Source organism: Deltaproteobacteria bacterium (assembly GCA_003194485.1).
Classification (GTDB): Bacteria; Desulfobacterota; Dissulfuribacteria; order Dissulfuribacterales; family UBA3076; genus UBA3076.
Genome location: PQXD01000004.1, coordinates 144,382 through 167,372 on the forward strand (window position 1 = coordinate 144,382; position 22,991 = coordinate 167,372).

Sequence of the window (22,991 nt, forward strand, 5' to 3'; positions counted from 1 at the left end):
CTCATCAGTAACCCGGATCGCCTTACGACGAAAGGATTAAAGCCTATACGCAACCAGTCGGCTTCGGAAGGCCAGCCATCTTACAGGCCCCCTTACCAGGACCGGATGGAAAGAGTTCATAGACTTTCTTTAAGGAAAAGCCGGTCACTTTCGAAAGAATACGTACCATGGGTGCGATGCCGTTCTTCTTGTAGTAGTCCTGGAGCACATTTACAATTTTCCAGTGTTCATCAGTTAATTCCTCAATACCCTCTGTCGATTTCACATAGTCAACCCACGTACGGTCCCATACGTCAATTCCCCCCAGGAGAAAACCGTCCTCGTCAACTTCGTATTTTTGCCCTCCAAATTCAATTTCCGCCATATCGTCCTCCTTAAATTAATTTACATAATTACAAGCAGCATGGCATCTCCATGCATAAAAATATATTGTGCAGAATCCATACTATAACATAAAATTTTTGTCAAGAAATCCTGGCGCAACTTTCATACAAAAACTTTTCGCAAGGTATTTTTCCATGATTAGAGATAGTTATGCCAAAAAAACTACTTAAATATCTCCTGAACAAGAAAAATAAATCCATTAAATTTGCACTCAAGCTAAGATTGAAGTTCCTGCATCTTATCTCTGGCCCAGCTCAGGTCCGGATCTAACTCAAGGGCCATCTCGTACCAGGTGATTGCCGCCTCCTTCATGTTCATATGCTGGAGGTTGCTGGCTATATTGGCATAATCTATTGCAGATCCCGGGTCGATAGATATTGCCTGCTCAAAGGCCTCTATTGCCTTGAGGTGTTCTCCTGCACGATAGAAGCAATATCCGAGGAGGTTGTGGATCTCCTTGAGCTCCGGATTCGAGTCCCTGGCACCCTCAAGCTCTTTAATTGCCCTGGGAAAGTCCTCCAATTCCTTATAGCATAACCCCCGGTGACAATAGATGCTTGCCACTTCCTCAGGGGCAGGATTGAGCTGAAGTGCCTTGTTATACCATTTAAGCGCCTCTCTATAATCCCCAAGCTGTTCATGTACATGTCCGGTATAAAAGGCTATATCAAACCGTTGCGGGTACAGATCATCTATGGCAGCCAATACAGATAACGCCTTTTGTGGATGCTCTATCGAGTCGACCAGGCGGGCACAATGAAATGCTACATCAAGATTTCTGGTGCGGTCCCTGAAGTGATTACCTGGGACCACCGCATATACTGCGGGAACACCCAACTCAGGGTGTGTAATGTCCACCAGATATGCCCTTAAGCCGACGTCTGCCAGGGCCTTGCACAGCCCTTCGACCTCCTGCCTGAAATTTTCAGAGCTACAATTCGGCATTGATTCTACAGAGACTCGAAAGGGTTCATCAAGCACGTATGAGGCCTCATCCAGATTGGAAAATTTAGGAAGTCCGCTCTCTACATACTCACCTTCTCTGTCGAAGTCTCCGGCCAGCTGCGCTACCTCTGTGAGCGCCCTTATTACTGCCCGCTGAGGATCAGGAGCTGTCCCGGCAGTGTATACTATTTCGCTCCTGGATGGAAAAGTCGATGTATCCCATGCAATGGCTCCGACCGTAGGAATGCCGAGATCGAGAGAAAAATCTTTCAGTATCAGCTCTATGTTCAGTCGATGGAATTTGGCCAGAAGCTCTCTGGCCACAGGATTTTTAATGGTATTAAGCTCTATGGTCGGGGTAGACAACTTTTCATGAGTAATGACGGAACAGACATGACGTTCAACTACCTCCGAAAGGGCCTGGACGGCCGCCTCTTCAAATGAATTCCCTGAAGCTGAGCCATTATATTCGTTTAAAAGCCAAAACCAAAAGAAAGGGAGCCTGAACTCTCTTCCGACTGTCGGGCAATATGCCTTTACCCAATCAAAGACCATGGTCTCAATCAAGCCATCGGCCTTTGAGACAGTATCTTCATCCCGGCCTTTGAGATGTAAGGCCTTAAGCATATCCTCAAGAGGCACTGCATCGGCCTCAAGGTCCATACGCCTGCAACGCATACGTTTCCTGTTTTTCACGAAGTCAAAAAGGCTGAAGCGTTCTACCAACTCCATCACAGCACTTGCCTCTGCCTGGGCAGGAGTGGCACCCTTGCCCATTTGCCTGATTGTGCCGGTCAGATGGCTTGCAGATGGGCAATACCTGCTTGTGTAAACCGGTATTCCGAGCCTGCCTTTATCCACACGTTCGGTATACTGAAGAATGGGTACTCCCAGGATGTTAAGCCGGTCCCGGATCCATTCCAGGGTCTCATCTGCCGGCCTCACTTTATCAAGGGCACTGCCTGGTTCTTTAAAACTGTCTTTTAAAAATTCCATAATCTCATGGTTTCCGAACCTGGACTATTCCACAAAAGGCGTGACGGTCTCAGTTATGATCCTCTCGGCCTCATACCAGTCCTTCTGGTCCTCGCCATAGGCTCCTTCTCCTCCTCTCATCTCAAAGAGGCCGTAAGCCACGTTAGCTATCCATTGGTATTTTGTCTCTTCCGGCATCTCATCCTTAAACATCAAATAGGCCATATCTGTCCCTGGAGCACCCTGAATCTGTACACCTCTTACCGGGTTGGATGCCTCTTCATCCCTTATGAGATATAAGGCCCTGGGCACTTTTACATCATGGACCAAGTGGGCCAGATTATCAGTATCCATGCCTCCCAAATAGATACCTACTCTTCGTTCCTCTGGATCATAGGCCAGGCCGACCAGGGGCATACCGGGTTCCCCGACTGCTGCTTCTTCTCCCAGGGTCAGAGTGGCCCTCCTGAACTGATTTTGACGATTAAAATCCCTGACGAAACTCGGCCATTCATTCTTCAGGATACGCATCTTTTTTGCAGCCATATCCCTACCTCCACAAATAGTTTTAAGTAAGTAAGTAAGAAATATATGATAAATTTTTGTACTGTTTAGCCTTCTTGTCAAATCAAAAATGCAAAAAAGGACATCATGTCCTAAGAAACAGGATCATAATGGGAAAATACCATTGTGAAGGTGCCTCTGCCTCGGGTAATGGACCTGAGTTTTGTAGAATAACCAAACATTCTGGAAAGCGGAGCAATCGCCCTGATAACCTGAATCGGTCCCCTGGGCTCAATCTGCTCGACTCTGCCATGACGACTGTTTAAATCACCGATTACTTCACCAATATATGATTCCGGAACCAGCACTTCCAAACTCATAATGGGTTCAAGGAGCACCGGGTCGGCCTGTTCGCAGGCCCGTTGCAGTCCTATAGAAGCTGCGGCCCTGAAAGAAACATCAGTAGAGAGACCTTCTTCAAAAGAAGCGTCTTTTAATATTACCTCAATGTCTATCATGGGAAAACCCTTTAAAACACCGCTTTCGAGTCTCTGTCTTAATGTTTCCAAAATAAGATCTTCGTAACCCTCTGGCAGTCTTTCAGGTTGCAGTTCACTGATTACACGATTGGCGCCCCTCCTCTCTCTGGGTGAGACCTGGATGATTACAGTAGCTACTTGACGTCCGTCACCAATCAACCTGTCAAACCGCTCTTCTATCGTAACTGACTTCTGAATAGTCTCACGATAGACCACTTGAGGTCTGCCTATTCTCACAGGGACATTAAACTCTCTGGACAGCCTTTGGACCAGGATTTCCAGATGCAGCTCTCCCATGCCGGAGATGATTGTCTGGCCGGTCTCTTCATCGAATTTGACCCTGAAGGTAGGATCTTCCTCAGATAACTTATTAAGGGCCGAATCTATTTTTTCTTGATGTCCTATGGTCTTGGGCTCCACAGCAACTGAGATCACAGGCTGGTAGGTCTCAATGCGCTCAAGGAGTATAGGGTGTTTCGGGTCACAGAGCGTGTCTCCTGTTGTGGTATGCTTAAGACCCATAACAGCCACTATGTCACCTGCTCCGGCTTCCTTGATCCTTTCTCTCTTGTTGGCATGCATCCGCAAGATCCTGGCGACCTTCTCCCTATATCTTTTCCCGGGATTCCATACTTCATCTCCAGTCACCAATTTTCCGGAGTAGACCCGCACATAAGTCATCTTGCGCCCCTGATCCATCTGAACCTTAAAGGCGAGAGCGGCAAGCGGGGCATTGTCCTGACTGAGACATTCTTCAACAGTATCCGTATCAGGTATTACGCCTTTTATTGGCGGTACATCCAGAGGGCTTGGCAGATATCTGACTATGCCATCCAGTACAGGTTGTACCCCCTTATTTTTGAGTGCGGAGCCGCAATAAACAGGGACACATTGAAGTCCGATGCAGGCCCGCCTGATGGCTTCATGCAGTTCCTTGTCGCTTATGGTTTCTTCATCCAGATATTTTTCCATTATGGCATCGTCTACGCCTGAAAGGGCTTCGAGCATATTTTCCCTGGCCTCAGATACTTTTTGCCCGTATTCTTCTGGTATGGGACTTTCTGTAAACTCTATTCCCTGAGTTGTTTCGTCCCATAAGACCAATTTTTCCTTAATGATATCGAATATACCCTGGAAAGAATCCTCGGAACCAAAAGGTAATGTCAGGATCAGCGGATAGACCCCCAACCGTTCTTTCATCTGTTTGATAGTGCCCCAGAAGTCAGCGCCGGGCCGGTCCATTTTATTGATAAAGGCGATTTTTGGGACTTTGTATTTATCTGCCTGGTGCCATACGGTCTCTGACTGTGGCTCAACCCCTCCAACCGCGCAGAAAACCCCGACCGTACCATCCAATACCCTCAAAGACCTCTCTACCTCTATCGTAAAATCCACATGCCCGGGAGTATCGATTATGTGTATCTCTTTTCCCAGCCAGTAACAGGTTGTAACCGCGGATGTAATTGTGATTCCCCTCTCCTGTTCTTCGGGCATCCAATCCATGGTGGCCTGGCCATCATGGACTTCTCCCATCTTATGGGTCTTGCCTGTGTAAAATAGAATGCGCTCAGTGAGAGTAGTCTTTCCCGCATCTATATGGGCAATTATTCCTATATTGCGGATACGTTTAATCAGGTTTTCACGGGTCATATTATGAAGTACCCAGATATCCCAAATATTATTTGGATCAGTCGGCCTGCCGAAAGGTTAATCTTGACTTCAATATAATGATTGTTAAATTGTTTTCATTATGAAAATCTCTTCAAATATTAACGGGAATTATTTACGTCGGATGAGTCCGGTTTTAATTGCCGCCAGTTTTATTTTTCTTTTTTCAGCATGTCAAGATGCACAAGTCAAAGGTAAATATGACAATCCATATACCAGTGATGAAGTCAAAACAATGTTGTCCTATCATGGGGCACTTGTCGCCAAGTTTGACGGCAATCAGTGGTATTTCCTTTCCGGTAACCGATGGATCAAGCTGGAAAATGCCGGGGCCTATAAATATGCTTTGCTTTCTTCCAGGCACAGGGCCTTAAAATTTTAGTGCAGTGAGATTCATTCTTTCTCTCCTCGCGGCCTGAATGAAGGAATTGGGAACGGAAAAAGTCCTCTGGGACCTCGGAGATCTGTATCAAGGCCCTGATGATCCCGGAATCCATGATGACATGGAGAGATGCAAGAAGTCGGCCCTTGATATTGCTGGCAGATATTCGGGCAAAATTGCAGAACTCACAGCTGAAGAACTCTTTGCTGCCGTGAGTGAATATGAAGACTTTATCGTTATTACAGGAAAGCTCAGCGCATTTGCCCAGCTATATTTTTCAACACGTGTTAATGATCCAAAGGCCGGTGCTTTTTTACAGAGAGTCAATGAATTCTCCAGCATGGTAAACAAGGATGTAGTGTTTTTCGATATTGAGTGGGCAAATGTTCCTGATAAAAAGGCGGATGACCTGCTTGCCAATCCCATACTGGAGCACTACAGGCACTATTTGCAGGCAGCCAGGCGATACAAACCTCATCTTCTTTCCCGGACGGAAGAACAACTTATAATTGAAATCAGTCCTGCAGGTCGTTCAAGCTGGATCAGCTTGTTTGAAAAAGTCTTGGCGGCCCAGCGTTTTGGCAAAAAAGCCCGCACACAGGAAGAGGTCTTGACCGATCTTTACTCGCCGGACCGCAGGGTCAGGAAAAATTCGGCAAAAGAACTTACAGAAGGGTTGCGCAGCCAATTAACTGTACTTACCCATACCTTCAATACCGTCCTGTGCGACAAGATGATCAATGACAGACTCCGGCGCTATCGTAATTGGGCCAGCTCCATTAACCTTGCAAATGAACTCGATGATGATACTGTTGATTCCCTGATCGCCTCCGCCCATTACCGTTATGACATAGTTCAACGTTACTATGGCTTAAAGCGCCGCCTGCTCGGGCTGGAAAAACTTTTTGACTATGACAGATATGCGCCATTACCTTATCTGCCTCAGCGGGTTGTAGATTGGGAAAAAGGCAAAGAGAAAGTTCTTGATGCATTTGAGAAATTCTCTCCCAAGATGGCCTCGATTGCCAATCTGTTTTTTGAAAGACGATGGATACATGCCCCAATAATGCCAGGTAAGACCGGAGGCGCCTTCGCACACCCGGTGGTTCCCCAGGTCCATCCTTATGTACTCGTGAATTACACCGGAAATCTGAGAGATATTGAGACAGTGGCCCATGAGCTCGGACATGGTGTTCACCAGATCATGGCAGGCAGGCAAGGCTATTTAAACAGTCATATCCCCTTGGTTTTGGCCGAAACCGCCTCTGTTTTTTGTGAAATGCTGGTGTTTAAAGATTTAATGAAGGATCTGGAAAGGCCTGAAGAGAAATTGTGGCTCGCTGCCGCCAAGATTGAGTCTGTCTTTGCAACCGTATTTCGACAGGTCGCCATGAACAGGTTTGAAAATGAAGTCCACAACCGGCGACGTTCAAAAGGAGAGCTGTCTCCGGATGAATTTTCAGGCCTTTGGCTTAAGTCACAGGAGGAAATGTTCGGCAGCAGCGTGACACTGACCGATGACTATGGTGTTTGGTGGTCTTACATAGGCCACTTTATCCATACACCAGGCTATGTATATGCCTATGCCTTTGGAGAGCTCCTTGTCTTGTCTCTCTATTCCATGTATGAAAAGGGGAAAACCGATTTTGTCCCGCTCTATTTGGAGCTGCTGGCTGCCGGAGGAAACGATACACCCTATGCGTTGCTTGAACCGTTTGGCATAGACCTCCATGATCCTGATTTCTGGCATCAGGGTCTGAATGTAATTGATGATATGGTAAATGAAATAGAGGAATTGGCCATTAAAATAGATATCTGATTAGGCTGTCAAAAGCTTCTTATTCGTCCGCAGTCAGGGCATATCCATATTGCGTTATTGCTCATGCCCCATATATTTTCTTTCAGGCAGTCGTCACAAATCTGAAAACCACAAGGGCAGTTCCAGCAAAAAGGCAATTCTCTGCCGCAGGCATGGCAGCGATAATGCTTAGGCCTGCCCCAGCGGGAACCTCCGGGGCGGATTCCGGGTTTCTCTTCTCTTTTGGTGTCAGGCACTGATGCCATGAAGCTGCTGCCTCCTCTTTGAGATCTAATCCATATCTGCGGGAACGAGATGCACATCCCTCTGGGGGAACGGTATGGAGATACCTTCTTTTTTAAAGGCCTTGTAGGTGGCATTTATTAACTGGTGCGTCACAAGGCCCCTGTTCCTCGGGTCATCTACCCAGCACAGCAACTCAAAGTCTATTGACGAATCCCCAAACAGCCTTAGTCTTGCCCTTGGCTCCGGTTCTTTTGACACCATGGAATTGGACCTGGCTATATCCACGAGAATATTATCTACCTTTTCCAGGTCGCTCCCATAGGCCACTCCCACCGGTATGCGTATCCTGAACCTGGGAACCGGAGCGCTTTCATTGATTATCTTGACATTTGCCAGTATGGAATTGGGGATGGTGATAAGCACATCGTCTCTGGTCTTGATCCTTGTAGAACGAATGCCTATGTCCACGACTTCTCCCCTTTCCCCGGTATCGAGAATTATGTAATCTTCCACCTTGAATGGCTTGTCCACAAATATGCTGATCCCGCCGAAGAAATTGGCAAGGGTGTCCTTTGCGGCCAGCGCAACGGCTATCCCTGCAATCCCGGCAGATGCAAACAGCGGCGTGAGGTTTACATTCCAGATTGTAAGTATCCACAGGATACCTATGATCACGATTGCAACACGAAGCATGTTCTTGAAGAGCAGAAAGACGTCTCGTCCGGTGTCCGCTCTCCCGGCTGCTATTGGAAAGCTCTTGTCTGATAGCCAGCTCGCTATTCTGATAGCCGCGATCCACCACACAAAGAGGATCAGGCTCTTGGTAACCATTGTAAGAATATAGTTCCATGGAGGCCGCAGCTCCAGTAATATCAGCCCGTGCAGGATACCCAGCAAGACCACTGTCCGGCATACAGGACCATGGACAAAAAATATCAGCTTGTCATCAAAACTGAACTTTGTAAGGCCTGCCAGGCGCTTTAAGATTTTGTCAATAAATATGTCAGCAGCCTTGGCCAGCGCCAGATAGACCAGCACTGTGACCAGGGCTTCAAGGCCGGGCACGTCATGGAGTATCTTGAACCGGTCTAATAAGGGGTGTAAAAAATTCATATTGACACCAAACAGGTGCTATATTATATGGCAACCTTGTCTTCAGACAAGCAAAATACATATTTATAGGAGGATAGATTGGCCAATCATAAATCTGCCTTTAAGAGGGCGCGTCAGAACCGAAAGCGTCAATTACGCAATAAATCCCAAAAGACCAGAGTAAAAAACGTCATAAAGGCACTTGAGGCTGCTATCAAAGAGAAATCACCCGCAGAGATCCAGGAGCATATGCATCTGGCTCAAAAGGTCATTGCCAAGGCGGCGGCCAAGGGCGCTATTCACAGGCGTAGAGCTTCACGGAATATTTCCAGGCTGAGCATAAAAGTTCACCGGGTACTGCTGACGGCTCAGGCATCTGATTAAAAAACACCTGTAATCCTGTGATACACTATATCAGCCACGTCACGGCTGAGCTTCTGCAGGGCCTCATCCTTGAGGGATTCGGTCTCCATCACATCTCTCCCAACAACAAAACCTTCCTCTCTTACAATATTACTGGTCTGCCATATGACCTTGCCGCTTTCGCGGTGTTTCAAGTGCAACGAGCATGTTGCGTAAATTCGTCGTTCAATAGTCTGGTCATATCGAATATAAGAAAGACCGTAGGTACTTATACTTACAATCTCTCCCTCAAGGATTACGTCGGCTTCATCCTTTGGAACAAGCTTCAGCCCTCTGCCTCTCAGAAATTCATGTCTGAGCTCTTCAGTAATCCAAACCCCAAGGAGAAGTTCGTTGCTGCGGTTTGTCCATGGTGCCACATATACGGTTTTTATCCATGAAGGTAATGACTCCACGCGCTCGGCACAATGGTATCCACAGCCTGATAGCGAGGTCCAGAAGATACCGATGGCAAAAACGGCAAGGACAAAAGGTCCCGTATGACATATACGAAAAACAATTTCAAGAATCCTGATCACTTATAGATCTCTCAGTAAAAAATATTTAATTCCTCACTACGATGTTTATCAGTCTCCCTGGCACATGTATGATCTTCTGTACAGCCTTGCCTTCTGTGTACCGCTTTACCTTCGGATCATCCAGGGCCATATATTCGATGATCTCCTTATCAGCACTCTGAGCTACCCTCAGCTGGCTGCGAAGCTTGCCGTTTACCTGTATCACGATATCTACAGTATCGGCCCGTGCGACCTCTGGATCTGCAGCAGGCCATGGTCCAAGACCTATAGTCCCTTGATGGCCGAGAAGATGCCACAGTTCGTCTGCTATGTGAGGCACCATTGGAAAGAGCAAGATCAGCACTGCTTCCATGGCCTCTCTCAGTACAGCCCAATCCCCATGTTGGTCAATCTCAGGAGTTCCATACTGGTTGAGGTAGGCCATTATCTCATTGATCAATTCCATGACCGCACTGATAGCCGTATTGAAATGAAAACGCTGTTCAATGTCTTCGGTAACTTTTAAAATCGTCTGGTGTGTTTTTTGTCTGATGGCCTTAGATGCCTTTGTCCCCTGGATCAGTGTCTCCTTGTCAGTCCGTGCCGAGGTCAAGCCCTCAAGATTTTCCGTAACCAGACGCCAGATCCGGTGCAGAAACCTGTGGGCGCCTTCAACCCCTTGATCGCTCCATTCAAGATCCCTCTCCGGCGGAGAAGCAAAGAGGATGAAGAGGCGGATCGTATCGACTCCGTAAATACGGATCATCTCATCAGGGTCAACCACGTTCCCTTTGGATTTGGACATCTTTGCTCCATCCTTGAGGACCATGCCTTGAGTCAAAAGATTTGTAAAAGGCTCGTCTGCCGAGAGCCATCCCAGGTCCCGAAGGGCCTTGGTAAAGAATCTTGCATACAGGAGATGTAATATGGCGTGTTCAATTCCACCTATATACTGATTTACAGGGAGCCACATATCCACCCTTTCTCGATCAAGTGGGGCCGAGGTCTCATCAGGGCACGTGAATCTCGCAAAATACCAGGATGACTCCACAAAGGTATCCATAGTGTCGGTCTCCCGCCGGGCAGGTCCGCCGCACTCGGGACAGGTTGTAGACCAGAAATCTTCAAGACCTGGAAGGGGAGACCGGCCCCGCGCGTCCAGTTGGGCATCCAGGGGAAGGATCACGGGCAGGTCTTGCTTCCTGACCGGTACGATCCCGCATGTATCGCAATGGACCATGGGAATAGGCGTCCCCCAATAGCGCTGCCTGGATATCCCCCAATCCCTCAGGCGATAGCTGATCTTTTGATTCCCAAGGCCCTTGGCCTCCAGATCTCTGGTTATGGCATCCTTAGCCTGCTCATTATGCATGCCATCAAAAGGACCGGAGTTGACAAGGGTGCCAGGGCCCTCCCATGCTTCCTTCATGGTCTCGGGTTTCAGGTTTTCTCCCTCTGGTTGAATTACGACTTTTATGGGCAACCCATACTCCCTGGCAAACTCGAAGTCTCTCTGGTCATGAGCAGGAACAGCCATCACCGCTCCTGTGCCGTATTCCATTAACACGAAATTGGCAATGTAGATCGGGATACTCTCGCCGGTCAGCGGATGCCTGGCATAGGCCCCGGTGAAGACACCTTCTTTGGATTTAGTGATTTGTTGATTTGTTGATTTAGTAATTTGTCTTTCTCTTGAAGATATTTTGTCCCAATGCTCTATAAAGGCCTTTACTTCTTCTTCCCGGTCTGTGCCCATACAGAGTTCCAGGGCCATAGGGTGCTCCGGTGACAGGCTCATGAAGGTTGCCCCCATAAGGGTATCCGGTCTGGTAGTAAATATCCTGATTTCGCCATCCTCTCCCGCCAGCGGGAATGTGATCTCTGCCCCCACACTGCGACCGATCCAGTTGCGCTGCATCGTGAGGACCTTTTCCGGCCACCCGGTCAGCCTGTCACATCCTTCCAGCAGTTCCCGGGCATAGTCAGTAATCCTGAAAAACCACCCATCGAGTTCTTTTTCCACTACCTGTGTATCGCAACGCCAGCACCTGCCGTCCTCTACCTGTTCGTTGGCAAGGACTGTCCGGCAGCCTTCACACCAGTTGACCTTGGATTTCCGGCGATATACGAGTCCTGCCTCGAACATCTGGATAAAGAAGAGCTGTTCCCAGCGATAGTACTCAGGATCACATGTGGCAAATTCTCTCTTCCAGTCATATGACAATCCCAGACGTCTGAGCTGTTTGCGCATGTAGTCGATGTTTTCATAAGTCCATGTGGCAGGATGTGTCCCGTGTTCAATGGCGGCATTCTCAGCAGGCATACCAAAGGCGTCCCACCCCATGGGATGCAGGACGTTGTAGCCTTGCATGCGTTTATACCGGGCCACCACATCCCCTATGGTGTAATTCCTGACATGACCCATGTGTATCCGGCCTGAAGGATAGGGAAACATCTCCAGGACATAATAGCAGGGTCTGGAGCTATCCTCCCTGGCGGAAAAAAGATCCTCTTTCGCCCAGACAGCCTGATGCCTTTCTTCTATCGTCTTGAAGTCATATCGTATGGTCATGATCTCTGTGACCGCGTCTTTTGCGTCTTCTCCCTCTCCTTTAAGACTGCATCCAGGATACCGTTGACAAAGGCGCTTGATTCTCTGCTGCAAAACTTTTTTGCAAGCTCAAGGGCCTCATTTATGGCTACTTTGGGAGGAATGTCAGGACAGTAACATAACTCAAAGGTCCCAATGCGCAAAATGTTTCTGTCTACACTGGCCATTCTTTCCAGCCGCCACCGCTTGGCGTTCTTTTTCAGGATGGCATCGATCTCCGCCTTGTGGGTAAGCACCCCTATCAGCCGGGTCCGGCCGAACTCCAGGGCAGGATCATTTTCAGAAATAGCCTCTGGAGCCAGTCCGGTGGTATATTCCTTAACAGCCTTATCTACGTCGTTAATTGTATTCCAGTCACATTGGTAAAGGATCTGAAGGGCGATCTCTCGCCCTCTGCGGCGGGAGGTCAATTTAGGCATTTAGGCCTTTTAAGAGATTTGCCATCTCTACGGCCGCAAGGGCAGAGTCCCAGCCCTTATTCCCGGCCTTGGTACCCGCCCTTTCAATGGCCTGTTCGATACTGTCCGTGGTGAGCAACCCAAAGGCGACAGGACAATCCGCCTGCATCGCAACCTGTGCGATCCCCTTGGAAGCCTCGGCAGCTACATAGTCGAAGTGCGGTGTAGCCCCGCGGATGACGCAGCCCAGGCATATCACCGCGTCATAGCGGCCGCTGTTGGCCATACGCCTGGCAACAAGAGGAATTTCAAATGCCCCGGGCACCCACGCCACTTCAATATCATCTTCCATACCTCCATGTCTGACAAGTGCATCTAATGCACCTCCAAGGAGCTTACTGGAAATGAATTCGTTAAATCGCGCAACCACGATACCTAAACGCAATCCATGGGCCTGCAGATGACCTTCAAATGTCTTAGGCATGATATTTCCCTCTCATTTTCCCAATTACCAAACCAATCACTAAATATGTAAAAGATGTCCCATCTTTTCCCTCTTGCATCTCAGATAACTCACATTCTCCTCATGGGGCGGGATTTCGATAGGGACCCTCTCCACTACCTCCATTCCATATCCCTCGAGCCCCACAATCTTTTTGGGGTTATTTGTCATGAGTCTCATCTTCCTCACCCCGAGATCCCGCAAGATCTGGGCACCGACACCATAGTCCCTGAGATCCGGCTTGAAGCCCAGTTCACGGTTGGCCTCCACGGTATCTCTGCCCTGATCCTGTAAACAGTAAGCCCGCAGCTTATTGAGAAGACCGATACCCCGGCCCTCCTGTCTCATGTAGACAAGGATACCCCGGCCCTCTTTGGCCATCTGGTGCATGGCCCTTTGCAACTGCAGGCCGCAATCGCACCTGAGAGAACCAAACACGTCTCCTGTGAGACATTCAGAGTGTACCCGTACAAGAATTTCCTCATCCGGCCGGATTTCCGGATCACCAAGCACCAGGGCCAGGTGCTCGTTGGGGTCAATGATGCTGCTATAGGCGATGAATTTCCACTCTCCGCCAAACCTGGAGGGCAGCCTGGTCTCAACTTCACGGCGCACAAAACTTTCGGTACGGAGACGATAGGCTATGAGGTCCGCGATTGTGACGATCTTGAGGCCGTGTTTCTCGGAAAAGACTTCGAGGTCGGGCATCCTGGCCATTGTCCCGTCGTCCTTCATGATCTCGCATATGACCGCTGAGGGCTTCAGGCCTGCCAGCCTTGCAAGATCCACTGAACCCTCGGTCTGGCCTGCCCTCACCAGGACCCCTCCTTCCCTTGCCTTTAATGGAAAGACATGGCCCGGCATGGCAATATCCTCCGGCCCGGATCCGTCTGCTATGGCAGTCAGGATGGTAGTCGCCCTGTCATGGGCAGAGATACCGGTTGTGACTCCATGTTTAGCCTCTATGGATACTGTAAAGGCCGTGCCGTATCTCGATGTATTCCGGGAAGTCATCATCGGGAGCTTCAGCCTGTTTACCTGCTCTTCCTCAAGGGCCAGACAGATCAGGCCGCGACCATACCTGGCCATAAAGTTGATAGCCTCAGGGGTCACCTTTTCTGCAGCCATAGTCAGGTCACCCTCGTTTTCCCGGTCTTCGTCGTCGACAAGGATAAACATCTTTCCGGCCCGGATGTCCTCAATAGCCTCTTCAATAGTGGATAATGACATCTTTACTAAACCTCGTTGTAACTACTTAGGTTGTCAGGTTCACGGTTCTCTGATCTTTTTATTTTTATGCCTTCTCCAATCAGAACTCACGAATCAATGACTTGGTTTTCGGCAAATCCTGAATCTTTGAACCCTGAACCCACCGGCCCCTGAACGGTTACTTTTTATATAAATCCGTGCTGTGCCAGAAACTCCGTATCAATATCGGTCTGTTTTTCCGGCTTAATGTGCCCAGCCAGAAGTAATTTCTCAATATACTTCCCAATGAGATCCACCTCAATATTGATTTTATCTCCCTTCTTCCTGAAACCCATGGTAGTGAGCCTGGAAGTATGGGGAATGATGCCCACGGAAAAGCGACCTTTTCCGCAACTGTTCACGGTAAGACTGATTCCGTCAACTGCGATGGAGCCTTTTTCAATGATGTAACGGTCAAGAGTTTCGGAAACAGCTATAGTAAATAAAGTGAACCGACCTAAATTCTCTTTTTCAATTATCTCTCCGGTCCCATCCACATGACCGCTGACCAGATGCCCGCCAAGGCGGTCCGAGAGCCTGAGTGCCCGTTCAAGATTGATGCGGCTTCCAACCATGAGCCCGGATAACGTGGTCCTTGAAAGGGTCTCTGGTGAGACTTCCGCACTGAAAACATCCTGAGAAATAGTACTCGCGGTCAGGCATACCCCGTTCACGGCAATACTCTCCCCCTCCCGGGGATCTTTAATAGAGAAGTCGGGATGAATGGTAAAGACCAGGCCCTGACCTGCCCGCCTGACATCCTTGAGGGTCCCAAGGCCCTGGATTATCCCTGTAAACATCTGCGGTCAGCTCCAGAAAGAATCAATGTTTGTGATCAGACCGCGGACCAGCCAGTTATCTCCCAACTTGCGGCGTTGCACTTTTGATAGCCTTATTGCCTCACCCACATCTATAGCTCCTGACCCGCCTATTGCGGGCCGGGCATTCTTTCCTCCGATTACAATGGGAGCATAATAAAAAAAGGCCTCGTCAACAAGCGCCTGGTCCCAGAATGCCCCCTGGACCGTACTTCCACCTTCTACCAGAAGTGATTGAACCCCTGAGTTGCACAACATCCTGAGCGCATACCTGATTTCTACCCTGCCTTGCCCATTGGGCGGCGTAAACCAGACCTTTGCACCAGTAGCCTCCAGGGCCTGTCTTTGATCCTCTGTCGATTTGCCCTCGACACCGATTATCACAGTAGGTGCGGAGGACTTCAGGTGGCATATACGGCTGGAGGGATCAATGCCCAGCCTGCTGTCCAGCACCACCCTGACAGGGTCTTTACCCGTATTCTTACCCTTTCTGCAGGTAAGCTGCGGATCGTCCGCCAGTATGGTGCCCTTGCCGACCAATATCGCATCACTTATCTCTCTCAGGCGATGACCAGAGCCGCGTGCCTGCTGATTGGTGATCCACCTGGAGTGCCCTGTCGCGGTTGCAGTCCTGCCGTCCAGGCTGCATGCCACCTTTGACCTGACCCAGGGCATTCCGGTCAACATGTGCTTGGCAAAGGGGGCGATCAAGAGGCGGCACTCATCCCTGAGACACCCTATCCCGACTTCAAGGCCTTTGTCACGCAGAAACTCTGCTCCACCTCCAGTCACCTTCGGGTTCGGGTCAAGCGTACCGATAACGACCCTTCTTATCCCGGCCTGTAGTATGGCATGTGTGCATGGCGGTGTCCGGCCGGAGTGGTTGCAGGGTTCCAGGGTGACGTACAGATCGGCCCCTCTGGCCCTATCTCCAGCGGCCCTCAAGGCATGGACTTCGGCATGTGGTGTGCCGGCCCTCCGGTGATAGCCCTCCCCAAGTATTACGCCTTGCCGGACCACAACCGCACCTACAGCAGGATTCGGAGTGGTGTATCCAAGGCCCTTTTCACCAAGCCTGAGGGCCCTGCGCATGAACTTGATATCTTTGCCGGACCACATTCAAGAACTCTGATTGCGGGAACTTTCGCTCAACAATTCCTGCAGTTGCTCCATGAACTCATTGAGATCCTTAAACTGCTTGTATACAGAGGCAAAACGCACATAGGCCACATCGTCCCATGCCCTCAGTTGGGACATGACGCGTTCCCCCAAGAATCTGCTTTCCACCTCCCTTTCTCCACTGTCTTGAATCTCTTTCTCAAGATTGCTGACAAAGGCCTCCACTTCGTCCATGCTCACAGGTCTCTTTTCACAGGCCTTTACTATTCCCTCGACAATCTTATTCCGGTCAAAAGATTCACGTCTTCCGTCCTTTTTGACTACCATGGGTTGGAACTCTTCAATCCTCTCATAGGTAGTAAAACGCTCATGACAAGACAGGCATTCCCTGCGTCGACGGATGGCCCTGCTGTCTTTGCTGGACCTGGAGTCTACAACTTTACTCTCTGGAGAATTGCAGAATGGGCACTTCATTAGATTAGCCGCCTACTGCGGGGCTTTTCTGACAGGATGAACATGATTTTTTTATCCTTTGTTAGTCGCAATCCCCTCCTAATCGGGTCAACGGTTCTCACCCAAATCCGGAAAGACTATCATCATTGCTACAAACAGGTGTCGCAATCCCCTCCTAATCGGGTCAACGGTTCTCACACGACTTGGTGCTCCGGGACACTCGGCGGTCAAGCACCGTCGCAATCCCCTCCTAATCGGGTCAACGGTTCTCACAGGAATGTATACGGAGACCCTATATGTGAATCAAGAGGTCGCAATCCCCTCCTAATCGGGTCAACGGTTCTCACGAGAAAGAGGAGCTTATTACAGACGAGGAAGTCTGTGGTCGCAATCCCCTCCTAATCGGGTCAACGGTTCTCACATGCTGGGCAGGACCCGAAACGGAAGATCCGTTTGATAGCGTCGCAATCCCCTCCTAATCGGGTCAACGGTTCTCACCCAAAAAGGAGGAAGAGAAAATGGAGATCACTAACGGGTCGCAATCCCCTCCTAATCGGGTCAACGGTTCTCACATCCCTTATAATTGTACGACAAGTCCTCCTGTTACGTGACAGTCTGCGAGAATCAAGGGCTGATTCGTACCATCCTGTGCAAAAGTATTCTATTCTAACCTCAACATATTGTTTTTTCATAAAAAATTCTATCGCTAATCGCCAAAGGGATAGTCCTAAATTAGCTCTAAAATCAGTATATTGCAAATACGCAAGCAACATGCCAGGTTCGCGCAATACAATGCTGCCCTAAATTCGTGCCAAATATCTTGAGCACTCATCGCCGGAGAAAGCAAGAGAATCCTATATAATTTCAAAATCCTTCTCCTCCTGAACGGGCACTTTCACACCGTTCGTCAGAATCCGCTCCTTGCATCGGTTGCACAAATGATAATACCTGACACTATCTTCTTCAACATCCAGCACACGGGCAACCTCTCTGCGCATTCCCTGCTCCTGGCTCCAGGTAAGTTCGCCCTCGAATACGCTGTAAAGGACCCTTGTTGCATAATTCTTCATGATCTTTGCGATTTTGTAAAGCCTTTTCGGATCGCTGATATCGTAACTAATGACCACGTAGGAAGTCTTACCGCCCATGCTGTAACCTTGTCAGACTATTGCAAAACTCTCTTCTTCCTCCTGCACCTCGCCCCATCCGTCCACCTCCACGCGGGCGGCACAGGCCCTGCAGATGGGCCAGTAGCGCACGCGGTCTTTTCGATGATTGATCAGGTCGCGCATACCTGATCGGACAGCGGCAAGCTGCTCCTCGGTCAGGTGACACTCAAACACGCTAAGTTGCACCCTCTTACCGAAGTCTTTTTAAGAATTTCATAACCTTTAGCCGGCGTTTATCGTCAACAATGTCATAGGAAATCAGGACATACATTTTACTTAATCTCAACGCAGAGGCATTGGCCGGTAGATATCCGATTCTCCTCGCACGTAGCTTGCGAAATGGCGGGCCTGTTGCCGGATGGCGTCACGGTAGCTCAAGTGCTGGTCATTCAGATGAAAGGTCACCTCAGTGGCCATGCGCCGTTCAAACTGGCCGATATACTTCCGCCAGCCGGCATCGGTGAGGCAGGTCCCGGGTCCCTTGCCGTCAATTTCCTCGTCTCTGATGTCATCTTCGCCTTTGAGAGGATTGGTGGTGAAATCTCGATCTGTCAATACGCCCAGGTTAAGAACACTCAATACCAAGGTGTCGATGATAAGGGGCCTCCATTCTTCCATCAGGTCCAGGGCAAGACTGGGCCTGCCGTAGTCCACGGCATGGAGTGCACCAAGATACGGGTCAAGCCCGGTGGAATGAGCCGCTGCCAGGACGTTGTTTAGGAGCAGTGTATATCCCAGGCTGAGCAGCGCGTTTACCGGGTCTTTCGGAGGGCGCCGGATCCGCCGGCTGAAGCTGAGCCCATCGACCTTGAGCCCCTTTCCCCATGCCGGGAAGTAGGTGGCAGCCGCCTGGCCTTCATAACCCCTGAGTTCGTCAAGGTCGGCCGCAGAGTCTGCAAGATCTGTAAGCCGGCCTATGCCGTCAACGGCCTTCTTAAGATCAATGCCTTTCTGATTCCGCATCAGGCGCTGCAGAAGCGCTCTCTGGTTCCGGAGCTTTCCTTTCACTACTGCCTTTGCAGTACTGAGGACAAAACCCGGATCAGTGAATCGCCCGAACTGGTCCCTCCTCAGGACTATGTTCTTGCTCTCTGGACCTTGAAGCCGTCCGTAATAATAGCCGCGACGGCTCATGAATACCGTATCGACGCCTTCTTGAAGGAGGGTTCTGATAACGGCCGGAGTGAGGATGACAGGTCCCATGATGACTACCTGATCCAGGCGGAAGATATGCACGCTGTGCAGCGTGTCCCCGCCTTTTTTTACAACCAGGCGTCCCCCCTCCTTATGTATGATGCTCTGTGGCTCAAGCAGGTACAAAACGCTCATCTTGATGAAATCCTTATACTTCCATCGCCCTCAAGGCTCAGAATCCTGCCATCCACCTTTATCCAGGGCCTGCTTTTCCTGCTCAGGCCCTCAGTCAATTCCCCGGCCAACATATCCCGCCGCTCCTCAAGTGCGGATATCTCCTGGCTGATGTTCAGGTAGTGTTGACCAAGCTCCTTTACTGTGGACCGCTGAATGCTCAGACGCTCGTCCTCCGTGGGTACCAGCATTGCGTTTACATGAAGCAGAGGCGACGGATATCTGCCGTCTGAAAGCTGATCGGGTCCGAAAAGACAGTTACAGTCAACCGAGGCAGTGATCTCGGGCACCATGGAGCGGAGCTTGAGGCAACTGATTGGCCTGGGATGGATGTTTTTGGCCTGCCTGGCAACTGCCTTATAACGGTAGTCAGGGCAGGGTTCCAGGATCCTATGCAGAAGGATGTGCTCATTGTCCAGGAACCCTGCCGTATAAAAAAGAGCCACCTTTTCCTCATGGTTGAGAATCCGCCCTGCATCAGCCTTGTCCTTAATGGTTTTGATGACCGGACATCTCGACAGGAGGACTTCAAGGGACTGCCAAGCCAAATCGGCCGGCGGTCCGAAGTCGCCACCGACCTCAATTTTTTGCACAATCTGCCTCAACCGCTTGGGCCGGATACAAACGATCCGGTGCAGAAACCGGAGCTGGTCCGGTGCAGGCTTCCTTGTCTCCTCATCCAGGAACCAGCGCTTCTTCCCTGATTGTCTGTCAACACCGATGGGCAGGGGATGTGCCTGTTCTTCCCATTCCACCCCCCTGGGTTCTGTGGGCAGTATCGGGCCCAGAGCTACACCGGAGCGAGGAAAAGGAAGCTCCTGTAACAGGGCCTTTGCAAGTCGTCTGGCCATAAGAAAATGGCACGAGCCCTCCAGAAAGAGCCAGATCCGCGCCGACGGACCGGGACACCCTTCAAGCACTACCGGCAGTCTCCTTGCTCGCAGGTACCTGAATCCTTCCCATGCAGAGCTCCAAAGGACTTCGGACTCGGTCTTGTGCCAGGGAGCGTTTTTCAGGCTGGTTGTCTTGAGAGAGTAGATAAAAGTGATGGTGCTGACCGTGAGATCAGTCCGCAGGGGATACCATGCCAGGCTCCTCTGCCCCAGTAAATGCTCGCGGACATCGTCCCTGCCCATAGGTGCCTCTTTATGCACAACCTCTACGGCCCCGGTTTCGGGATTCATGACCTCTTCGGCATAACCGACCTCTCTTCCCTTGAATAGCTGGAGAAAGAGTTCCAGGGTTTTTCGGTCCAGATCACGGGGGAATCTTCGGGGCCCGGCCTCTTTATCCGATTGATTCTCTTCCTGATCCAGGCACCGTGCAGCCTGGTCCCAGCCGAGTGAGCGATAGACCTTTCGGAGCAGGGTCTTTGCATCTTTACGATGGGGTTCTCTTGAGATGATACGCTGTAGTATTCGGACAACGCGCTCAGGCTGCTCATTCAACTGTACCAGCACCCTGGCCAGACCGATGCGGTAATCAGCACTGAAATGACGGGTTACAGACAGGGCCCGCTGCCAGTCCTCCCTGGCCTGGGGAAGCAAATCCAGCTCTTCACCGATCCCGGCCCAGGCCGCATAGTCTCCTGCCCGCTGGCCTTTCCTGAGACGGCCATGCAGATAGATATCCCTGGCCCTTTCTTCCCGACCTTGTTCAAGGAGATTTCTGGCTTGAGCATACATGACTGGAGAGATGGAGACCCACTAACTAAGCTTCTGCAAGCATGGGCAGGTCACGGGGGAATTGCGGCACATCCAGCCGGCCCTTGGCCAAATCCAAGGCTTCAGTAATTAAGCCATGAAGAGTCTCCCATACCTTTTCATAGCCTTCCCGACCCACAGGCTTAATCCCATGAGCTAATATTGAGTTATTTCGTGTGGTCAGTGCGTTAATCACTGCGTTACCTTTGTCTAAAAACAGCCTGCCTACCGGGTCGCCAAGACGATTCAACAGACCGAAGGATTCACGGAGCCCCAACAGGACTTTGTCTTTGTCGCGGACAAAGGGTTCATACTCTGAACGAAGGTTTTCCGGCAGGTCGTTGAGGGTCAACTTGTTGCTGCCCAGTCCGTGTTCCCTGGACAGACGAATCTGGGCCACCATCTCGGTGGCACGGTAGAGCCGGGCAACCGCATCGTCAAATCGCTCCTGTGATGCGCGCCTTTGCGCATTGTTCAGGAGATCGGCAACAGGTTCATAACCGTTGCCTTCCTCTTGGCCGGTCAGTTTTTTCAATGCAGCCAGATGCCTTCCATAGTAACGGCCTAAGGAAGACAACAGGTTCAGTGCAGTTGCATGATCAAAGACATCCCATGCTGCAAACCCTTTGGCTGCCGTTCGGACACTCAGCCACAGTTGTTGGCTTTCAGCCGTACGCTGCATGCTCAATAGGTCGTCCGCCAGGGCCACGACCATGCTGTAGTCATACCGTCTGGCAGCCTGCAGGATCATTACTTCATACTGATCCCCGTATACATCAGCTACGCCTGTCACAGGAACGGGCCTATCCGCGGACCGGACCTTCACCAGATCGATCCTTGGACCAAGATTCAGATACAGGCTCCAGCCCGCTGCCATAGCGGCCATTCCCAGTGCCACTGACATGGTCTTAGTACCGCCAGTATAGTTTGCAACGACCTGAGATCCATGACCGAAGCGCTGTTTGATAGCGGCCCTCAATTCTTTCAGATGCTGGTAGCATAGACCCAGATCATCCGGGTTATCCAAAGGCAATTTCGAATATTGGTTTCTTGAAAGCCCGGTTTGAGCAACGATGGACATGTCCTTCCTGCCATCCCGGCCCTCCTTGCATGGCTTTCCATCTCCGTCAACTGCAATCTCGCTGCCCTTTGAGCCTGTGGAACATACAAAGAAGACATGGTCATAACTGTCCATTTGAACAGCATTGACTATCGGTGCACAGGAACCTCCAACTGTTGCTACCAGGATCTTTTTCACGGCTACAAGACCCCTATTATAAGACCAGACCCTTTAACCTGGCCTCGGTCACGAGATCCGGACTGGCCATCTGGTCGAATGTCAGGTTGATTTCCCGCTCGATTATGCCGGTGGACCTCTCTGCGACTCCAAGGGCCTTCCACAGATGCTCTTCCGGGAGCCCGATAACCAGAATGTCAATATCAGAGGCCCTGTCAAAGAATCCTGGCTGGAGTATGGAGCCGAAAAGGATCACCTCTTTTGCCCCAAGGGCCTTTAACGCTGGCCCGGCCAAACGAACCCTCTTCAGAAGGTCAAGCCTTTCTGACTCGAAGGCCGCCTTCCTTTCCTGCAGACGCTTCTTGAATCCGGCGGCATACAGATCAATATCCGCTTGCGTGCTCATTCCACCCTCTCAAGAAAAACGAGGAATTTTTCCAGGTCCCTTTTGGTCATTTCCCACGTGCCGACAAGGACGTCAATTAATTCAAAGATTCTTTTTGGCTCGATCCTGTATGTATAGATATTTCTGAATAGATGCCTGAACGCTCGGTAATCATCCAGGCTTCTGAAAGTATCTTCAGATATAACCGCGGGCCTTACGCCAGGACATTCCACGCTCATAGCCGATAGAAGATTGCGGTGCCATTCAGGACCACTGCTGGTGACCCCGTCAACCTCACGAATAATGGCCTTAAAAATACGCTCAATACCTGTGTAGAAGGAGTGGATGCACATGGCCAGGCTGTCCGAGAGTATGTCTTCCTCTCCCTGCCTGGCAAAGTCATCCCGTCTGTGATAGCGATTGATGCAGAGATCGACAAGTCTATCCAGTTCCAGGCATTCGCGCCTGATGAGCAAGGGGATGAGAGTAGATACAGCCATGATTTGTCTCTGTATAATATGTTTATT

The 22,991-nt window shown here is 50.2% G+C and carries 24 protein-coding genes and 1 CRISPR repeat array; of the genes, 3 read left to right on the top strand and 21 right to left on the bottom strand.

Annotated elements, in window-relative coordinates:
- Window positions 1-43: 43 nt before the first annotated feature.
- From C4B57_03730 to fusA, 4 genes are all read right to left on the bottom strand, one after another.
- Window positions 44-364, bottom strand: coding sequence for a sulfite reductase (locus tag C4B57_03730; protein ID PXF55362.1), 321 nt, complete (start codon window positions 362-364; stop codon window positions 44-46).
- Between the two features lie 236 nt (window positions 365-600).
- Entirely contained in the window at window positions 601-2,325 is a 1,725-nt protein-coding gene (locus tag C4B57_03735) for a hypothetical protein (protein ID PXF55363.1), read from the bottom strand.
- Window positions 2,326-2,349: 24 nt separating this feature from the next.
- The gene (locus C4B57_03740; protein ID PXF55364.1) at window positions 2,350-2,850 is read right to left on the bottom strand and encodes a hypothetical protein; all 501 of its coding nucleotides are present in this window, start codon (window positions 2,848-2,850) and stop codon (window positions 2,350-2,352) included.
- Window positions 2,851-2,960: 110 nt separating this feature from the next.
- Window positions 2,961-4,997, bottom strand: coding sequence for an elongation factor G (gene fusA, locus C4B57_03745; GenBank protein PXF55365.1), 2,037 nt, complete (start codon window positions 4,995-4,997; stop codon window positions 2,961-2,963).
- A gap of 142 nt (window positions 4,998-5,139) precedes the next feature.
- Between fusA and C4B57_03750 the strand changes: the two genes are divergently transcribed.
- Both C4B57_03750 and C4B57_03755 read left to right on the top strand, forming a co-directional pair.
- Complete coding sequence (locus C4B57_03750) at window positions 5,140-5,397, top strand: hypothetical protein (protein ID PXF55366.1); 258 nt, start codon at window positions 5,140-5,142, stop codon at window positions 5,395-5,397.
- Between the two features lie 37 nt (window positions 5,398-5,434).
- Window positions 5,435-7,216 carry an oligoendopeptidase F gene (locus C4B57_03755; protein PXF55367.1) on the top strand — a complete coding sequence of 594 codons (1,782 nt, stop codon included), beginning with the start codon at window positions 5,435-5,437 and terminating at the stop codon, window positions 7,214-7,216.
- Window positions 7,217-7,224: 8 nt separating this feature from the next.
- Here the strand turns inward: C4B57_03755 and C4B57_03760 are convergent, their stop codons facing one another.
- Together C4B57_03760 and C4B57_03765 are read right to left on the bottom strand one after the other, a co-directional pair.
- Window positions 7,225-7,419, bottom strand: coding sequence for a hypothetical protein (locus tag C4B57_03760; protein PXF55400.1), 195 nt, complete (start codon window positions 7,417-7,419; stop codon window positions 7,225-7,227).
- 67 nt (window positions 7,420-7,486) lie between these two features.
- Window positions 7,487-8,554: a mechanosensitive ion channel family protein gene (locus C4B57_03765; protein ID PXF55368.1), complete on the bottom strand. Its 1,068-nt coding sequence runs from the start codon at window positions 8,552-8,554 to the stop codon at window positions 7,487-7,489.
- A gap of 78 nt (window positions 8,555-8,632) precedes the next feature.
- Between C4B57_03765 and C4B57_03770 the strand changes: the two genes are divergently transcribed.
- Window positions 8,633-8,917: a 30S ribosomal protein S20 gene (locus C4B57_03770; protein ID PXF55369.1), complete on the top strand. Its 285-nt coding sequence runs from the start codon at window positions 8,633-8,635 to the stop codon at window positions 8,915-8,917.
- Here C4B57_03770 and C4B57_03775 read toward each other — a convergent pair.
- The 15 genes from C4B57_03775 to C4B57_03845 all read right to left on the bottom strand — a co-directional run bounded on the left by C4B57_03775 (window position 8,914) and on the right by C4B57_03845 (window position 22,964).
- A complete protein-coding gene (locus C4B57_03775) occupies window positions 8,914-9,474 on the bottom strand; it encodes a hypothetical protein (protein PXF55370.1) in 561 nt (186 codons plus the stop codon). The genes C4B57_03770 and C4B57_03775 overlap by 4 nt on opposite strands.
- Window positions 9,475-9,499: 25 nt before the next feature.
- Entirely contained in the window at window positions 9,500-12,025 is a 2,526-nt protein-coding gene (locus C4B57_03780; GenBank protein PXF55371.1) for a leucine--tRNA ligase, read from the bottom strand.
- On the bottom strand, window positions 12,022-12,474 hold the full coding sequence (gene nusB / locus C4B57_03785) for a transcription antitermination factor NusB (protein ID PXF55401.1): 453 nt from the start codon (window positions 12,472-12,474) through the stop codon (window positions 12,022-12,024). Before nusB ends, C4B57_03780 begins: the two co-directional genes overlap by 4 nt.
- Before the next feature lies 1 nt (window position 12,475).
- Window positions 12,476-12,946 carry a 6,7-dimethyl-8-ribityllumazine synthase gene (locus C4B57_03790; GenBank protein PXF55372.1) on the bottom strand — a complete coding sequence of 157 codons (471 nt, stop codon included), beginning with the start codon at window positions 12,944-12,946 and terminating at the stop codon, window positions 12,476-12,478.
- Window positions 12,947-12,985: 39 nt separating this feature from the next.
- A complete protein-coding gene (locus C4B57_03795; GenBank protein PXF55373.1) occupies window positions 12,986-14,194 on the bottom strand; it encodes a bifunctional 3,4-dihydroxy-2-butanone-4-phosphate synthase/GTP cyclohydrolase II in 1,209 nt (402 codons plus the stop codon).
- A 164-nt stretch (window positions 14,195-14,358) separates the two neighbouring features.
- A complete protein-coding gene (locus C4B57_03800) occupies window positions 14,359-15,012 on the bottom strand; it encodes a riboflavin synthase (protein ID PXF55374.1) in 654 nt (217 codons plus the stop codon).
- A 6-nt stretch (window positions 15,013-15,018) separates the two neighbouring features.
- Entirely contained in the window at window positions 15,019-16,122 is a 1,104-nt protein-coding gene (gene ribD, locus C4B57_03805) for a bifunctional diaminohydroxyphosphoribosylaminopyrimidine deaminase/5-amino-6-(5-phosphoribosylamino)uracil reductase RibD (GenBank protein ID PXF55402.1), read from the bottom strand.
- Window positions 16,123-16,149: 27 nt separating this feature from the next.
- The gene (locus C4B57_03810) at window positions 16,150-16,623 is read right to left on the bottom strand and encodes a transcriptional regulator NrdR (GenBank protein ID PXF55375.1); all 474 of its coding nucleotides are present in this window, start codon (window positions 16,621-16,623) and stop codon (window positions 16,150-16,152) included.
- A gap of 64 nt (window positions 16,624-16,687) precedes the next feature.
- Window positions 16,688-17,174: direct repeats of the CRISPR family, unit length 37 nt; unit sequence GTCGCAATCCCCTCCTAATCGGGTCAACGGTTCTCAC.
- Between the two features lie 282 nt (window positions 17,175-17,456).
- Window positions 17,457-17,750: a CRISPR-associated endonuclease Cas2 gene (cas2, locus tag C4B57_03815; GenBank protein ID PXF55376.1), complete on the bottom strand. Its 294-nt coding sequence runs from the start codon at window positions 17,748-17,750 to the stop codon at window positions 17,457-17,459.
- Window positions 17,751-17,762: 12 nt separating this feature from the next.
- A complete protein-coding gene (cas2, locus tag C4B57_03820; protein PXF55377.1) occupies window positions 17,763-17,957 on the bottom strand; it encodes a CRISPR-associated endonuclease Cas2 in 195 nt (64 codons plus the stop codon).
- A 96-nt stretch (window positions 17,958-18,053) separates the two neighbouring features.
- Window positions 18,054-19,100 carry a CRISPR-associated endonuclease Cas1 gene (gene cas1 / locus C4B57_03825; GenBank protein ID PXF55378.1) on the bottom strand — a complete coding sequence of 349 codons (1,047 nt, stop codon included), beginning with the start codon at window positions 19,098-19,100 and terminating at the stop codon, window positions 18,054-18,056.
- Complete coding sequence (locus C4B57_03830) at window positions 19,097-20,824, bottom strand: hypothetical protein (protein ID PXF55379.1); 1,728 nt, start codon at window positions 20,822-20,824, stop codon at window positions 19,097-19,099. Before C4B57_03830 ends, cas1 begins: the two co-directional genes overlap by 4 nt.
- Window positions 20,825-20,849: 25 nt before the next feature.
- A complete protein-coding gene (locus tag C4B57_03835; protein ID PXF55380.1) occupies window positions 20,850-22,100 on the bottom strand; it encodes a TIGR02710 family CRISPR-associated protein in 1,251 nt (416 codons plus the stop codon).
- Window positions 22,101-22,116: 16 nt separating this feature from the next.
- Window positions 22,117-22,485: a hypothetical protein gene (locus C4B57_03840; protein ID PXF55381.1), complete on the bottom strand. Its 369-nt coding sequence runs from the start codon at window positions 22,483-22,485 to the stop codon at window positions 22,117-22,119.
- Window positions 22,482-22,964, bottom strand: coding sequence for a hypothetical protein (locus tag C4B57_03845; protein ID PXF55382.1), 483 nt, complete (start codon window positions 22,962-22,964; stop codon window positions 22,482-22,484). Before C4B57_03845 ends, C4B57_03840 begins: the two co-directional genes overlap by 4 nt.
- Window positions 22,965-22,991: the final 27 nt, after the last annotated feature.

What these genes read in the sequence shown, in the direction of transcription:
- C4B57_03730 (PXF55362.1), bottom strand. Translation starts at nt 364, where the DNA reads ATGGCGGAAATTGAATTTGGAGGGCAAAAATACGAAGTTGACGAGGAC.
- C4B57_03735 (PXF55363.1), bottom strand. Translation starts at nt 2,325, where the DNA reads ATGGAATTTTTAAAAGACAGTTTTAAAGAACCAGGCAGTGCCCTTGAT.
- C4B57_03740 (PXF55364.1), bottom strand. Translation starts at nt 2,850, where the DNA reads ATGGCTGCAAAAAAGATGCGTATCCTGAAGAATGAATGGCCGAGTTTC.
- fusA (PXF55365.1), bottom strand. Translation starts at nt 4,997, where the DNA reads ATGACCCGTGAAAACCTGATTAAACGTATCCGCAATATAGGAATAATT.
- C4B57_03750 (PXF55366.1), top strand. Translation starts at nt 5,140, where the DNA reads ATGAGTCCGGTTTTAATTGCCGCCAGTTTTATTTTTCTTTTTTCAGCA.
- C4B57_03755 (PXF55367.1), top strand. Translation starts at nt 5,435, where the DNA reads ATGAAGGAATTGGGAACGGAAAAAGTCCTCTGGGACCTCGGAGATCTG.
- C4B57_03765 (PXF55368.1), bottom strand. Translation starts at nt 8,554, where the DNA reads ATGAATTTTTTACACCCCTTATTAGACCGGTTCAAGATACTCCATGAC.
- C4B57_03780 (PXF55371.1), bottom strand. Translation starts at nt 12,025, where the DNA reads ATGACCATACGATATGACTTCAAGACGATAGAAGAAAGGCATCAGGCT.
- C4B57_03790 (PXF55372.1), bottom strand. Translation starts at nt 12,946, where the DNA reads ATGCCTAAGACATTTGAAGGTCATCTGCAGGCCCATGGATTGCGTTTA.
- C4B57_03795 (PXF55373.1), bottom strand. Translation starts at nt 14,194, where the DNA reads ATGTCATTATCCACTATTGAAGAGGCTATTGAGGACATCCGGGCCGGA.
- C4B57_03800 (PXF55374.1), bottom strand. Translation starts at nt 15,012, where the DNA reads ATGTTTACAGGGATAATCCAGGGCCTTGGGACCCTCAAGGATGTCAGG.
- ribD (PXF55402.1), bottom strand. Translation starts at nt 16,122, where the DNA reads ATGCGCAGGGCCCTCAGGCTTGGTGAAAAGGGCCTTGGATACACCACT.
- C4B57_03810 (PXF55375.1), bottom strand. Translation starts at nt 16,623, where the DNA reads ATGAAGTGCCCATTCTGCAATTCTCCAGAGAGTAAAGTTGTAGACTCC.
- cas2 (PXF55376.1), bottom strand. Translation starts at nt 17,750, where the DNA reads ATGGGCGGTAAGACTTCCTACGTGGTCATTAGTTACGATATCAGCGAT.
- cas1 (PXF55378.1), bottom strand. Translation starts at nt 19,100, where the DNA reads ATGAGCGTTTTGTACCTGCTTGAGCCACAGAGCATCATACATAAGGAG.
- C4B57_03830 (PXF55379.1), bottom strand. Translation starts at nt 20,824, where the DNA reads ATGTATGCTCAAGCCAGAAATCTCCTTGAACAAGGTCGGGAAGAAAGG.
- C4B57_03840 (PXF55381.1), bottom strand. Translation starts at nt 22,485, where the DNA reads ATGAGCACGCAAGCGGATATTGATCTGTATGCCGCCGGATTCAAGAAG.
- C4B57_03845 (PXF55382.1), bottom strand. Translation starts at nt 22,964, where the DNA reads ATGGCTGTATCTACTCTCATCCCCTTGCTCATCAGGCGCGAATGCCTG.